Consider the following 14,086-nt stretch of genomic DNA (forward strand, 5'->3'; position numbering starts at 1 on the left):
TGCTCTAGGTGTAAGTTCTAGGAGGCAATATTACTTAACGCTGTTGTACCAGTCGTTAACTTCCTTCGTAATTTGCTCCCCGCCGGATTTCTTCCAGTTTTCGACCATTTCGTCGAACGAGTCGATTGGTTGTTGACCGTAAATGATTTTGCTGTACGTTTCGTTGAGCAGCTTGTTCAGAAGCTCATTTTTGCTTTGCATCGTTTCTGTCAATGGACCCATGTAGTAGTTTTTCTTACGAATCGATACCTGGTCCATAACTACTTTCATTGCGTCTGTATTTTCTTTCAGACGAGTATTGAATTCTTGTTTCTCGTAAGGCGTTACTGGCTCTGCGCCGCCAGCAAGCTTGACATGTGTATCAGCATACAACGTAGGGATACGTGCGCCTTCATAAGTCAGCGTGTAGTAAAGCGGCGGTGCCGTTTGGTCTTTCAAGCCAGGGAACAGATCAGGGTATTTGGCAATATCCGCTGTGATCGATCCGTCTGGAAGAGTCGCATAGTCATAACCTTCCGCGAAACCTTTCTCGAATTCGCTGCCGGGTTGCGGGTTAGCAAGGTTATCGAAGAACCAGTTGTAGTAGTGAAGAATCGCTTCCGGATTTTTCGAATCTTTGTTGATGAAAATGTAACCGTTAGCCGGCGGGTTGCCGCCTTGCGAACCGATCGTGCCGTCTGGACCTGCAGGTACGCCGTATGCTTTGTACGAAGAGCCTGGAACATTGTTTTTCAGATCCGGGAAAGGCCATGCCGGCAGCCAGTTAGGTCCAAAGATAATGCCCGCTTCGCCCTTCGTGAACAGCTCGGAACCTTTCGTTTCGTCGAACAATGCCGAGTCTTTCGAGATGTAGCCTTTGTTCATCCATTCATTCAACTTGGAAAGCGCGTTTTTCGTTGCAGGGTTAACCGAACCGTGCTCCAAAGTGCCGTCTGCAGTCAGGTTCCATTGTCCAGGCACGGAACCGTAAGCGCCGAACACGAAGCCGATGTCCGTCATCCAGTTCGCGAAGCCGTTCTTGAAGCCTGTTGCCAGACCGATCGTATTTTTCTGTCCGTCGCCGTCTGGATCTTGGTTCGTGAATGCGTCCATAACCGTTTCCAATTCAGCAATCGTCGTAGGCGCTTTCAGACCTAGCTTATCGAGCCAGTCTTGGCGAACCCACATGACATGGTCACCGTTGTAAGCATAGTCGAGAATCGGCAATGCCATTTTCTCGCCATCACGGCTGATTGGCAGCCAGATCGTCGGATCGAGCTCAAGACCAGCTTTGTATGTTTCGTTCGCGTATTTGTCCACAAGATCGCCAACCGGCATGAATTGGTTGGAGTCGATCAGCATGTTGACCGTCTCAAGGTCGCCGCGGTATACAACGACATCCGGCATTTTCTCACCGGAGGAGAGCATCAGGCGAAGCTTTGTTTTGTAAGCGTCATTCGTGTTCGTTACAACCCAATCATACTTAATGTCAATGCCAAGACGTTCTTTGATAAGGCGTGTATGAACGTTATCTTCGATCGATTCGCCTTCTTTGAAGACCGAACCGTTTTGGTTAAGTCCCCAAACCGTCGACAGCGTAATAGTAGTCGTGTATTTACCGTCCTTAAAGTTCTCCTCTGCTGCCGCTTCGGTTTCTTTCGGCTTGTCGCTTGCTTTACCGCCGTTCGTTCCCGTATTCGTGTTGTTGCCGTTGTTGTTACCCGAGCATGCCGCAATCGCCAGCATAAAAGTAAGAATTAATAGTACAGACAACCACTTTTTCATTGCTCTACCCCCATAAGTAATATTATGTTATTTTTAACGATATTTCATATCGCTATAATTTAACTATAATGCCATATTAATCACTTCGAAAGACCATTATTTTGTTATCGATGCCATTTTGTCGCCTATTCTTTAACCGCTCCCAAAATGATGCCTTTCACGAAATAACGCTGTAAAAATGGATAAACAAGTAGGATCGGGAGCGTCCCTATGAAAATTTGAGCCGACTTTACCGTACGCTGAGAAATGTTTTTGAGCTCATTGATATCCGGATTAATTTTATTGAAATCTTGTTGTACAATTATCGTTTGCAAAAATGTTGATAGCGGATATTTTCTATAATCTGTAATATACAACAAACCATCAAACCAAGAGTTCCAGTGTGTCACCATCGTGAACAACGAGATCGTCGCTAAGGCTGGCATGGAAATCGGAAGGAAGACACTCCACAGCGTCCGGAACTGGCCTGCGCCGTCGATCGTTGCCGCCTCCTCCAGCTCCTTCGGAACAGCACGGAAGAAGTTCATTAACAATACCATATTGAATACATTGATCGCGCCTGGCAAGACCAGCGCCCAGATCGAATTCATCAGATCCAAGTTGCGGATCAGCATGTAGCCCGGTACGATACCGCCGCTGAACAGCATCGTGAACAAGAAGAACCACGTATAGATCGACCGGCTGCGGAAAACGCGATTGTCCTTGGACAAGGAGTAGCCGGCAAGAATCATAAGGCTCATACCGACCAAGGTACCAAGCACAGTACGCCATAAGCCGACCTTAAGCGCATTGAAGAAGTTCGCATTATTCAACGTCTTCGAGTAAGCGTCGAGATTGAAGCCGATCGGCCAAAGCTTGACTAGATTCGCGTTCGCCGGCGAGCTTGCGCTGAAGCTGACGGCGAGAATATGAATGAGCGGTATGACGCAAGTAATGCAGATAATCGCGAGCAGTACGTAGTTGAATACAGAAAACGTTTTGTAGCCTGCTGTTTTATGATACATGAAATCTCATCCTTTATTAGAAAATTCGATAACCGGCGAATTTGTACGCCATCCGGTAAGAGAATACGATCATGATTAAGCCGATAATCGATTTGAACAATCCGACCGCTGTACCAAAGCTGTATTGACCGTTGAGGATTGCTGTACGGTATACGAACGTATCGATGATGTCCCCTTTGTCATAGACAAGCGCATTATAAAGGTTGAAGATTTGGTCGAATCCGCCGTTCAGGATGTTGCCCAGCGACAGCGTGCCGACAACGACCGCAATCGGAATCATCGACGGGATCGTGATATGAATCGTCTGCTTCCAGCGCGTTGCGCCGTCGACTTCCGCCGCTTCGTACAAAGACGGATTAACGCCGGACAGCGCAGCCAGGAAGACAATCGTGTTGAAGCCGAAGTTTTGCCAAATATCGCTGACAACGACCGTGAATCGGAACCAATCCCCGTCGCCAAGCCAGAATACGTTGGACAAGCCGATCGCATTCAGCGTCTGATTAACGATACCTTTGTTGCCGAGCATATCGGTCAATATCGCGCCGAGAATAACCCAAGAAATAAAGTGAGGCAGATAGACAAGCGTTTGTACAACGCGCTTGAACAGCATTTTGCGAACCTCGTTAAGCAATATTGCGAATGTGAACGGTACAATGAGACCGAATACGATTTTTAATCCTGAAATAATAAGCGTGTTCCATATAACCTGCTTACTGTCCGGATATTCGAACATAAACCTGAAGTGCTCTAGGCCAACGAACTTCGATCCGGAAATGCCGTCATACGGCTTAAAATCCTGAAATGCCATGATAAGACCGCTCATCGGTACGTAAGCGAAGATGAACGTTACGATAACTGCCGGCAGCAGCATCAGATGCAAGGGCCAAGTGAGTCTTATTTTCTCTCTACCTTTGTTCTCCCGCTTCTGCGGTTGTTTCTCTGCTTGCGGCAGCGGTTTGTTTAATGCGCTATCCACTCCTGTTGCCCCTTTCCAAACAAAAATTGATTTGTGTTTTATCAGCTCTCCTGTATGATTAATTTTATCAGCAGTATCTCCTGTGCTATAGACCACGTTCTTTGGAAGCATGCCACTTTGTTGACTTATCTATCGCTATTTAAACAAAAAAGTGAGGTTGACCATGCGCTTACGAGAAAATACGTTCGCCAAAATCATGACGTTGATCGTTTTGCTCCTCATTCCGATCATCGTCTTGTATACGCTTTCGATTCGGACAAGCATCGAAGTTATTAAGGAAGAGATGAAGTCGTTGAAGCAGAAGGACGTCTCCTTCTTAGCCAGCGAGATTGATCGGAGTGTAACGACGCTTTCGTCGCTCGGTTTTTTGCTTAGCGAGGATATTCATATTCAACAGCTGCAAACTTTGAATTTGATCGAAAGCGCCTACGTGCGGAATGACGAGAAGCTGCGCATCATTGAGCGCCTTCGGCTGCTGAACGTATCCCAGCGCTGGGATACGCAATATTCGGTGCTTGCCCCTGCAAGCAAGGAGTTCGTATCAACCAACATATACCTTGGTTACGATCTGGATTACGTCAAGCAAATTTATGCGCCAAAATGGAAGTATGAAGAAATGATTATTCAGAACATTAAGCAGAAGCGGTTCGTGCGCCATATCGTTAAACCGAACAACAAAGTGAACGACCTAGAGAACGCCGGCATTATCGTCGAAATCTCTTTTCCCGAGGAGCATCTCATTAAAGACCTCGATACGTTCAAGCTTGCAGGCAAAGGCGACCCATTCCTCGTCCATAAGGACGGCGCGGTCATTCAGAATCGCAACGCGGACAAAGAGATGACCGATTCGATTCAAAGCTTCCTCCCTAGCATCACATCGGATGCTGCAGCCAACAGCATCATTAAAGTGCATGGGGACGACTTCCTTGTGACGACCGCGCATATAGAAACGCTCGACTGGTATCTTGTCGATTATGTGCCGCTAGCCGACATCCTCAAGCCGATCGTCAAGAGCCAGAACCTGTTCTATGGATCTGTGGGGCTTCTCCTTGTTATGAGCCTGCTGGCCGGATACTTGCTTTATCGGAACGTTCAGCGGCCGATCGGACTGCTCATCCGCAGCGTGAAGCGGCTGCAGGACGGCAACTATTCGACGAGGATTACGGCTAATCCGAAAAATGAATTTACGTACCTGTTCCATCGTTTCAACGACATGGCAGCCAATACGGAGCAATTGATTCAGAAGCTGTATGCGGAAGAAATACGAACCCGCGAAGCCAATGTGAAGCAGTTGCAATCGCAAATCAACCCGCATTTCCTGTATAATTGCTTCGCGCTTATACGCAGCTTGGCAAGACTGGATAAGAAAGAGTCGGTTATGAAGCTTGCGATGCACCTGTCCAAATATTATCGTTATACGACGAGGGTCGAAAAGCAAACCGCTACAATTAAGGAAGAGCTCGATCTGATCGAGAGCTACTTGGAAATTCAACAATTCCATATTCAGCACTTGTCCTATGAGATTCACGTGCCGGAAACGATGCATCATCTAGAAATTCCTAGACTGCTGCTTCAACCGCTTACCGAGAATGCGGTCCTTCACGGCATTGAACGTTTCGAAGGCGATGGTATTATTACGATTACCGGAGAGAGCAATGATCGTTACCACACGATAACGATTGCGGATAACGGCATAGGCGTTACCGAGGAGGGCATGAGGAAGCTGGAGATGAGCGTTATGAATCCGCCCAACGAAGGTACAGGATGCGCGCTATGGAATATCCGTCAACGAATGATATACCAATTCGGTTCCGAGGCGTCGTTGACATTCCGCATCCAGCCTGAAGGAGGACTTGCCGTATCGGTCACTTGGCCGCATAACAGTTAGACAATCAGACACATACTTCACCATAGGAGGTGCATCACAGCCTTGTATCAATTGTTAATTGTTGACGACCAGCCCGATCTGGTTGAAGATCTGGCCCATAACTTGCCGTGGAGCACGGTAGGCATCGATAACGTGCATCAAGCCTATTCGGGACAAGACGCTATTGCCATTATGAACGAGACACCGATTGACATCGTCATTACCGATATTCATATGCCTGGCCTATCCGGGCTTGAACTCATCGAACAGATTCGCGGCACTTGGACCAATGTAAGATGTATTCTGCTTACTGGCTACAACGACTTCGAATACGCCAAGCGGGCGCTGCAGCAGCAAGCGACCGATTATTTGCTTAAGCCAGCCGAGGATGAGGAGCTGCTTGAAGCGGTGAAGAAAGCGGTCACCGAGCTGGAGCAGCATTGGAGCGCGGTAACCTCGCAGCATAAGTCGCTGACCTCAATGAAAGAAAATTTGCCCGTATTGCGGAAGCATCTGCTCGCCTCGCTGCTTCATGGCAAAACCTTTGCTGCGTCAGACGAGCTTCAGCAGAAGCTCGATATGTTCCAACTGCCTCATTCGGCAGGCTCGCCGTTTTGCATTATGCTGCTGCGCATGGAGGACTACTTCGATGAGCAGACGGAGCGGGACAACTCCTTGCTCGAATTCGCCGTATGCAACATCGCCGAAGAAATATTCGCCGACGAGTATACGTTGTGGCACTTGAAGGATGATCACGGTTATCTCGTCTTCCTGATTGTGCGCAAAGCGAGCAGCAAGACGACCGACACCGCGGGCGAGCAGCTGAACCTGCAGCAGGTCGAATCAAAAGTCGCTCAGCTTCAGCATTATGTGAGCCTTTATTTGAAAGGGACAATCTCGCTCGTGCTGAGCAAGCAAGCCGTGTTCCCCGATGAAGTCAGAGATACGTACGAGCGTTGTCTCTACAGCTTCAGACAGCGGATCGGGAGCGACCGCGGCTTTATGTTCTCGCTTGCGGATGAAAGCGACCAAGGCGAAGCCAATTCGCTGACGCAAATTTACAATCCGCCGCTTCTTCATCATTTGCTCGAGGCGGGACAATGGGAGGCGATTACGGACAAGCTGAACAGCGCCTTTGAGGAATTGGAGCATAAATGGGGCGATTCACATGAGCACATCTTGGAGACGTATTTCAATATCGCAAGCTCGCTCAGCTTTTCGATTCATAAAAACAAGCTGTGGATGGCCGACATTATGAAGGACAACTTCAACCAGCTGCTCGGCGGTCCGCATTTCCATACGATTAAACAACTTCGGGCATGGACCGAGGACGTGTTAGGCGCTTACCGAAGCCAGATGAGTTCGAAAAATCGGGATTCGCGTTCCGGCATCGTCCAGAAGGTGCAGGAATACGTCTCGAATCATCTCGAGGACGCTTCGCTGCAGACGATTGCGGCGAATGTCTATCTGAATCCTTCATACCTGTCTAAGGTGTACAAGCTTGAGACTGGGGAAGGCATTAGCGATTACTTATCGAGGCTGAAAATGGAAAAGGCGGCTCATCTGCTTCGCTCCTCCAACGAGAAGATCTACGAGATCGCCGCCAAAATCGGTTATTTGAAAACAAGCTATTTCATCAAAGTATTCAAGGATCGTTACGGCATTACGCCGCAAGAATTCCGCGACAGATAATTATATATTATTGCGCTGGCGTTGCGGCATAGTATACGCCGCTGGTACAGCTGTTCGCGGGACTATAAGTAGCCCGCCCCTGCTGAACAAGCTCGTACAAATGGGCAAGCGTCTCAGCCATCGCAAATCGCAGATTATGCGGATTGTCTCGCAGTCTGCTGCCGAATAGAGCCTCGCACATGTCGAAAGCTGTGCGGGGCTCTTCTGCAAGCATCTCTGCCATCCGTTCGAGTCGGCGTCCATGATGGGAGATGAGCTCCTCTATTCGTCCGGAGAAATCGCCGAATGGATCGCGATGTCCGGGATAAGCCATCTCCACCTCATAGCCGGCAAGCTCCTTCAGGCTAGTGAGAAATAAATCAAGAGGCCTCTCATCCTCGCCAGGCACGACGCTCACATTAGGGGTAATATGCGGCAATACTTGATCCCCGCATATCATCCATTTGCGCTCCGGTTGATAGAAGCATAACTGACCGGAGGCATGTCCGGGAGAGTCGATGAGCACCCAGTCTAAGCCGCCTAATGCAATCGTGCTGCCCGCTTCTATATAAGTGACTTGCGGCTGCGGCGATACCATCTTCACGAAGCTGGACAGATTATGTCCAATCGCGTCTATCAACTCCGCCGGCATGCCGTGCTCGGCGAACAGCATCTGGAGCTCCTCTGCGAACCGGCTGTCCTCTCCCCATAACCGCTGCGCATAGGCATGCGACTTCCTCGACATATAGACCGGCGCGCCGCTATTCTCCTGCACGTAACCGGCGAGGCCGTAGTGATCAGGATGCTGATGCGTTAATAGAATGCGCGTAACATCACTCCATTTGAACTCATGCTCCGTGAGCGCAGCCTCCCAAGCTGCTATCGCCTCATCTGTCCGCAATCCTGGATCGATCAACGTATAACCGTCGTCCTCCGGTATGACATAGCTATTGACCCACCTCAATGAAAATGGCAGCGGCACCTTCACCTGCAGCCACCCATTCGCAAGCTTCAATGTATGTAATTCCCCCATCATATCGCCCTTCCTATCATGACTAATCGATTAGAATCGGCCTCCCGATAGGGAGTACCGTCATAATTGCCATATACACCTATCAGCTCTAAACCCGAGCTTGCGAAGTGTTCCCGGAACCAATCCAGCTCATAGAGCCGAACACGTTCCATATACTGCCGCTTCGCATCCTTGCCTTCTTTGACGACCAGCTCCGTTATCGTGATTTCCTTCTTCACCCAGTCGCCGTCAATTGTCCGCACCTCGTCGATTCGTACGCCTTCTTCCTCATCCTCTCTTACGGAATGGGGAACGAGATGCTCCGCGACGTAGTTCGGATTCAAGAAATCGATGAGGCAAAGCCCTCCCGGGCGGAGCACGCGCCTAATATTGCGCAGCACGCCAACATTATCCGACTCTCGCGCAAAATAACCAAAGGAAGTAAACAAATTGACGGTCGCATCGAAGCTTCCATCCTCGAAAGGCAGCTCGCGCATATCCCCGTGTATCCACTCGACTTCTCCATACGCATCATGCCGCCTTGCTTCCTCCAACAGATCGTCCGATAAGTCAACGCCCGTAACCGCGAAGCCCAGATCGGACAACGCAACGGAATGCCTCCCCATTCCGCAGCCGATATCGAGCACTTTGGCCCCTTGGGGCAAACCAAGCAAGGTTATCATTCGCTCGATTTCCTTCCTAGCGGCCTCCATGTCTCGATGCTTATAGACGAGCATATAATCGTTGCCGAAGCTTGTCTCATACCAAGGTTTCATTCACTCTTACTCCTTCATTATCGCCTGCTGCCATACGCGGATCGTCATGATTACTCATTGTACTTGAATTCTTTACTCCTCGCAAAACGATGCATCGGGCAGCCATGTGGCATAATATACGTCCTCTTGCACAAACTATGGTAGCTTATCCAAATTGCGCAAGGGGAGGTAATCAACAATGAATGAACGCATAAGGCTAATGTTCGCGGAGGCGGTCGACATGAAGCTCGAGGAACTGAGCAATGGCGATATGACCATTCAAGTCGCCTACCTCGCTCCGATGTGTGAAGAGAAAATGATCAGCGATTACATATTCATTCCGTTCGCAAAGCAGGAGAAGCCTTTTCGTGAATTGCTTCATACGATTGCCGAATATAAGGTTGTTGACGACGTAGCCAAATGGCGCAGTCTGCTGCTGCGCGGCAATGTGCTTATCGAGGCGGACGGCACCGTCTATTCGTTGTACACCGCGCGGATCATCTGCAACGAAAGCCCGCAGACGCAGGTCGAAAGCGCCATTCAAGGACCGCAGCTTGCCTTAAGCGAAGACTTAAGCAAATCGTTGAACCTCATTCGGAGCATGTACCAATCGGCCGACTTGTCCGTAGAGGAGCATACGATCGGCTATGTATCCCAAACACCTGTCATGGTCGTATTCGACCAACGGCGCGTTGACCCTTCCGTTCTGGACAGCGTTCGCGACAAAATAACGACCCTTCACGTTGAAATGGTTAATGCGGCGGGCGAGCTGGAGAAGCTGCTTATCGGCAAGCGCAAGCATTTGTTTCCGACGGTGCTCATAACGGAACGTCCCGATCGGATTACGAAAGCGATCGCTAAGGGCAAAGTCATCCTATTAATGAAAAGCAGCATGTTCGCGCTTATATTGCCTGCTACTTTTTTCGACTTCATGCATGCGGTCGAGGATAATTACGAGGCATTCTGGATGACGAGATTTCTCATTTTCCTGCGGTACACATCTATTTTGCTTACAATCATGCTGCCTGCCCTCTACATTTCCGTTGTCTCCTACAACCCGGAGCTGTTCCGCGTCCAACTTGCATTCTCGATCGCCGGCAGCCGTTCGGCCGTTCCTTATCCTTCCTTCATCGAAGTATTCATCATGCTGTTCATGATTGAGACACTCATTGAAGCGAGCATACGGCTACCGCGGTATATCGGCTCGACGGCGACGACCGTCGGCGGACTCATCCTAGGACAAGCCGCGCAGCAAGCCGGCCTTGTCAGCAGCATAATGATTATCGTTACTTCCGTCGTAGCGATCGCGAACTTTGTCGTTCCGGTCAGCTCCCTATCGTTCGCGATTCGATTCTTGAAATATCCTTTAATCGTTATCGCTATTTTTTTCGGCATATCGGGCGTTACGGTCGGTATGTTCATCTACATGACGTACTTATGCAATCTGCGCAGCTTCGGCAAGCCGTACTTCCGCGTATTCGGCAAACTTCAGCCGACAGAAGGCGATATTGGGCAGGTGGAGCACAAGTGAACCGTTACTTTTTCTATAACTTTATACTTGTAAGCTTCATTAACCTCATGCTGTATGTCCCTCATATTCTTATTGCTGATCGTTATAAAGGCGCAGTCATGTCGCTTATTATAGGCGCAGTGATTGGGACGATTCTTCTGTATATGTATACGAGCGCCTTGGCAAGGTATCCCGGCAAAGGATTGCCAGAAATATTGAAGCTGCATCTGCCGAAATGGTTAGCTAACACGCTGATGATCTTTTTTGCGCTGCTGTGGCTGTATGCGACAACGATCGCAATCATCGCCTTTGCGATCATGATCAACCGTTTTTTCAATCCCGACGTGCATGTCGCTCTTATATTGGGCATGCTCGTTCTCGCTTGCGGGTATGCGGCCACCCGCTCTACAATGACCGTTATGCTCGTCATTGAGATCGGCCTTATTGTGAATGCGCCAATTATCTTTTTTGTTTTGTTCAAAGCAGGGAGCAATCCTCACTTGAACTGGGATGCGATACGCATTGTTGCCAACTACGCAACGAAAACGCCGACTCTGCAGTCCGTCGCGGCTGCGTCTTTTATTTTCGCCGGATACATTAACATGTCGCTGTTCAACCGCTTAATGCCGTCCAACTTTCGCTTCCGGCACCGCTGGATTGTTCCGCTTGTCGGTTTCTTGATCATGCTTACTACGTTTTTTGTCCCGATCGGCATTCACGGCACGGAGGCGGTTGGCCATTACATTTACATATGGAGTATGACAGCCGACTCGCTCCTTATGCAATACGGCTTCATTGAACGTGTATTATTCCTGTTCCTCATCGTATATTTGAACCTTACGCTCATCTTTACGATGTCAGGCTGGCATCAGGCTATGGAATTCGTGAAGAGCACGATGTCGAGCCATAAGCCACAGGTGGATAGCCTTCAAGCACCGATCGCCAATTATGTTATTGTAGGCTTATTCATCGTTCTCACATTCGTCTACATGTTCATGACGAACGAGAAAATGAACATGGTCATTTCCACGTATTGGCTTATTGTCCGATTGTTCGTCGAAATCCCGCTTGTCATCGGGCTGTTTATGTTTAGTCGAAGGAGACCGAGATCCGCATGAGAAACATAATTAAGTGCGTCACTCTCCTCATGCTTCTCTACCTCGCGGGAGGTTGCGGCTTCAAAGATATCGACAAACGTTTCTTTGTCGTAGCGACGGGCATCGATAAGTCCGATAATGAGCAGAAGCCCTATCGCATTACGCTTCAACTCGCCGTCCCGTCTCCCAAGATAGAGCCTGGCGCATCCAAAGTCCAACTAGAAACGATTGAGGCCAGCAGCATAGCAGAAGGGGTTCGAATGCTGAAATCTTATGTAGACAAGGAGCTCGATTTCGGCCATTGCAAAATTTTTCTGATTGGAGAGGATCAAGCCCGCACCGACTATACCGGGCTCATGCAGTGGATGCGGCGGAGAAGGGACATTCAAAGCGTGGCCGACATTGCCGTGGCTAAGCCCGACGCGAAATCGCTGCTCGGCATTACACCTGTATCCGAGCGCTATCCGGGCAATACGCTCTTCCTAAGTTTCGGAGCCGACGGGACCGATTCGCCGTTTTCATACGTCCAGCCGCTGTCCGAATTCGCGAAGCGGGCATTCGAGAAGGGGTTGGACCCGCTGCTTCCGATTATCGTTTCCGATTCCAAAAAAAGCTACATTATCAATCGCACTGCGCTGCTCGATAAAAACAAAATAAGCGTCGTGTTGACGCCCGAGGAATCGCAACTGTTCAATCAGCTTGACCAAAGCTATGCCAAATCGTCCATTCACGGAATCTACGAGGGTATTCAGATCGTTGGCGCAGTGAACGATATTCGTTCGAAGTACCATATGAAAAGTGAAGACGATAAGATCGTCATTACGTTCAATGTCAAATTAAGCATTGTGCTCGAGGACGCTCCGGAAAACTTGTATCAACATGAATGGCAACCGATTGAAAATAAGCTGAGCAAAGACTTCTCGCAGCAATCGGAAGCGCTCCTTCTGAAAATTCAGCGCGCCGGCGTAGATCCGTTCGGCTTCGGTCTTCGGTATCGAGCGAACCATCACACCAACAATCCTAATGAGGCGTACGAGAAATGGCTGTCCCTTTATCCCGGCGTCGAATTCAAAGTCGATACGAAAATAAATATTGAAGGCACGGGATTAATTCAATAAAGCACGGCTAGAAAGCAACGAGTGATGTCGTTACTACCTAGCCGTGCTTTATTCGTGATTACGCTTATTTGTACATTAAATAGCAATAAGCCGATTCGTATTGCGAAGCTCCTCAATCGTGCCTGCTCCAATGCCGAACATGGCGGTGCGGAGCTCAAATTCAATCCGTTCGAACTGCTCCAGCAGTTCCCGTACCGAAACCTCGCTGTTGCCCCCGGCTGCTTTTGGGAGCAGCACCCGGCCGAAGCCTGCCATATTCGCTCCAAGCGCAAGCGACTTAGCCGCATCGACGCCATGCTGCAAGCCTCCGCTTGCGACAAGCTGCATCGAAGGCAGAGCGCTGCGGATCTCAGCAATACTGAGCGCCGTAGGAATTCCCCAATCGGCGAAAGCTTCAGCGGCCTCGCGCCGCATCATGTCCTTCGAGCGAAACTTCTCCACCTGACTCCATGACGTGCCACCTGCGCCTGCGGCATCAATGAATGCAACGCCGACGCCTGCAAGCGCGGACGCTGTCTCGCCATCGATGCCCCAGCCAACCTCTTTTATCCCAACAGGTACGGAGACCGACCGGCACACTTGCTCGATCCGGGCGTAAAGGTGACTAAAGTCCGTATCTCCCTCCGGTTGGAACACCTCCTGCATACTGTTCAGATGCAGGACGAGCGCATCAGCCTCCGATAGATCAACCGCCCGTTGGCACGCTTCCGGTCCGAATCCGTAATTTAGCTGCACTGCGCCAATATTAGCGATAACCGGTACAGTAGGCGCCTCCTTGCGGATCTTGAATGAGGCGGCAAGCTCCTCTTGCTCGATCGCCGCCCGCATTGACCCGAGTCCAATGGCCCAACCTCGCTCTTCCGCCGCGATCGCAAGACGACGATTAATTGCTCCCGCTTCATCCGTGCCGCCGGTCATGGAGCTGACGAGCAAAGGCGCTCCGAGCTTCTTGCCGAACCACTCCGTCTCGAGGCTAATGCTTCGGAATGACAGCTCCGGCATCGCGTTATGCTTGAAGCGCAGACGCTCGAAGCCCGTCTCGATGCCGACGCCGTTCACCTTCTCCTGCAAGCATATTCGTATATGCTCACCTTTCCGCCTTGCTGTTGCCTCCTGCTGCTCCACCGCCATACGACTTTCCTCCCACGCCATTACTTCATCTATGCAAGCTATTGCCCCCCGCTGTGAGCGAGTAGCCTCTTTCGCCAATTAGACATATAGAACTAGCATAGCATACATTTTCGTTTCGCGCTTCCGCATCGGGATATTTGGCGGGCATGAGTTGGTTTATTATTCATATGATCTTTACAAT

The 14,086-nt window shown here is 49.7% G+C and carries 11 protein-coding genes; 5 read left to right on the top strand and 6 right to left on the bottom strand.

What is annotated here, in order from left to right:
* Positions 1-30 precede the first annotated feature (30 nt).
* From V8F51_RS07675 to V8F51_RS07685, 3 genes are all read right to left on the bottom strand, one after another.
* Entirely contained in the window at positions 31-1,764 is a 1,734-nt protein-coding gene (locus V8F51_RS07675) for an extracellular solute-binding protein (RefSeq protein ID WP_337099585.1), read from the bottom strand.
* Between the two features lie 125 nt (positions 1,765-1,889).
* Positions 1,890-2,768: a carbohydrate ABC transporter permease gene (locus V8F51_RS07680; protein ID WP_337099586.1), complete on the bottom strand. Its 879-nt coding sequence runs from the start codon at positions 2,766-2,768 to the stop codon at positions 1,890-1,892.
* 16 nt (positions 2,769-2,784) lie between these two features.
* Complete coding sequence (locus V8F51_RS07685) at positions 2,785-3,639, bottom strand: ABC transporter permease (RefSeq protein ID WP_337099833.1); 855 nt, start codon at positions 3,637-3,639, stop codon at positions 2,785-2,787.
* A 268-nt stretch (positions 3,640-3,907) separates the two neighbouring features.
* Here V8F51_RS07685 and V8F51_RS07690 point away from each other — a divergent pair, with 268 nt between their 5' ends.
* Positions 3,908-5,632, top strand: a complete 1,725-nt coding sequence (locus V8F51_RS07690) for a sensor histidine kinase (protein WP_337099587.1) — start codon at positions 3,908-3,910, stop codon at positions 5,630-5,632.
* 42 nt (positions 5,633-5,674) lie between these two features.
* Positions 5,675-7,303: a response regulator gene (locus tag V8F51_RS07695; RefSeq protein WP_337099588.1), complete on the top strand. Its 1,629-nt coding sequence runs from the start codon at positions 5,675-5,677 to the stop codon at positions 7,301-7,303.
* A gap of 7 nt (positions 7,304-7,310) precedes the next feature.
* On the opposite strand, the gene V8F51_RS07700 is transcribed toward V8F51_RS07695, so the two are convergent.
* A complete protein-coding gene (locus tag V8F51_RS07700; protein ID WP_337099589.1) occupies positions 7,311-8,315 on the bottom strand; it encodes an MBL fold metallo-hydrolase in 1,005 nt (334 codons plus the stop codon).
* The gene (locus V8F51_RS07705) at positions 8,315-9,070 is read right to left on the bottom strand and encodes a class I SAM-dependent methyltransferase (protein WP_337099590.1); all 756 of its coding nucleotides are present in this window, start codon (positions 9,068-9,070) and stop codon (positions 8,315-8,317) included. The genes V8F51_RS07700 and V8F51_RS07705 overlap by 1 nt, the downstream gene beginning before the upstream one ends.
* 178 nt (positions 9,071-9,248) lie before the next feature.
* Between V8F51_RS07705 and V8F51_RS07710 the strand changes: the two genes are divergently transcribed.
* Genes V8F51_RS07710 through V8F51_RS07720 form a run of 3 tightly spaced genes read left to right on the top strand, consistent with a single transcriptional unit; the run spans position 9,249 to position 12,774 of the window.
* A complete protein-coding gene (locus tag V8F51_RS07710; protein ID WP_337099591.1) occupies positions 9,249-10,580 on the top strand; it encodes a spore germination protein in 1,332 nt (443 codons plus the stop codon).
* The gene (locus V8F51_RS07715) at positions 10,577-11,677 is read left to right on the top strand and encodes a GerAB/ArcD/ProY family transporter (protein WP_337099592.1); all 1,101 of its coding nucleotides are present in this window, start codon (positions 10,577-10,579) and stop codon (positions 11,675-11,677) included. The genes V8F51_RS07710 and V8F51_RS07715 overlap by 4 nt, the downstream gene beginning before the upstream one ends.
* On the top strand, positions 11,674-12,774 hold the full coding sequence (locus tag V8F51_RS07720; RefSeq protein ID WP_337099593.1) for a Ger(x)C family spore germination protein: 1,101 nt from the start codon (positions 11,674-11,676) through the stop codon (positions 12,772-12,774). The genes V8F51_RS07715 and V8F51_RS07720 overlap by 4 nt, the downstream gene beginning before the upstream one ends.
* A 75-nt stretch (positions 12,775-12,849) precedes the next feature.
* Here V8F51_RS07720 and fni read toward each other — a convergent pair whose 3' ends face one another.
* Positions 12,850-13,905, bottom strand: coding sequence for a type 2 isopentenyl-diphosphate Delta-isomerase (gene fni, locus V8F51_RS07725; protein ID WP_337099594.1), 1,056 nt, complete (start codon positions 13,903-13,905; stop codon positions 12,850-12,852).
* Positions 13,906-14,086: the final 181 nt, after the last annotated feature.

The organism is Paenibacillus sp. YIM B09110 (genome assembly GCF_037167145.1).
GTDB lineage: Bacteria > Bacillota > Bacilli > Paenibacillales > Paenibacillaceae > Pristimantibacillus.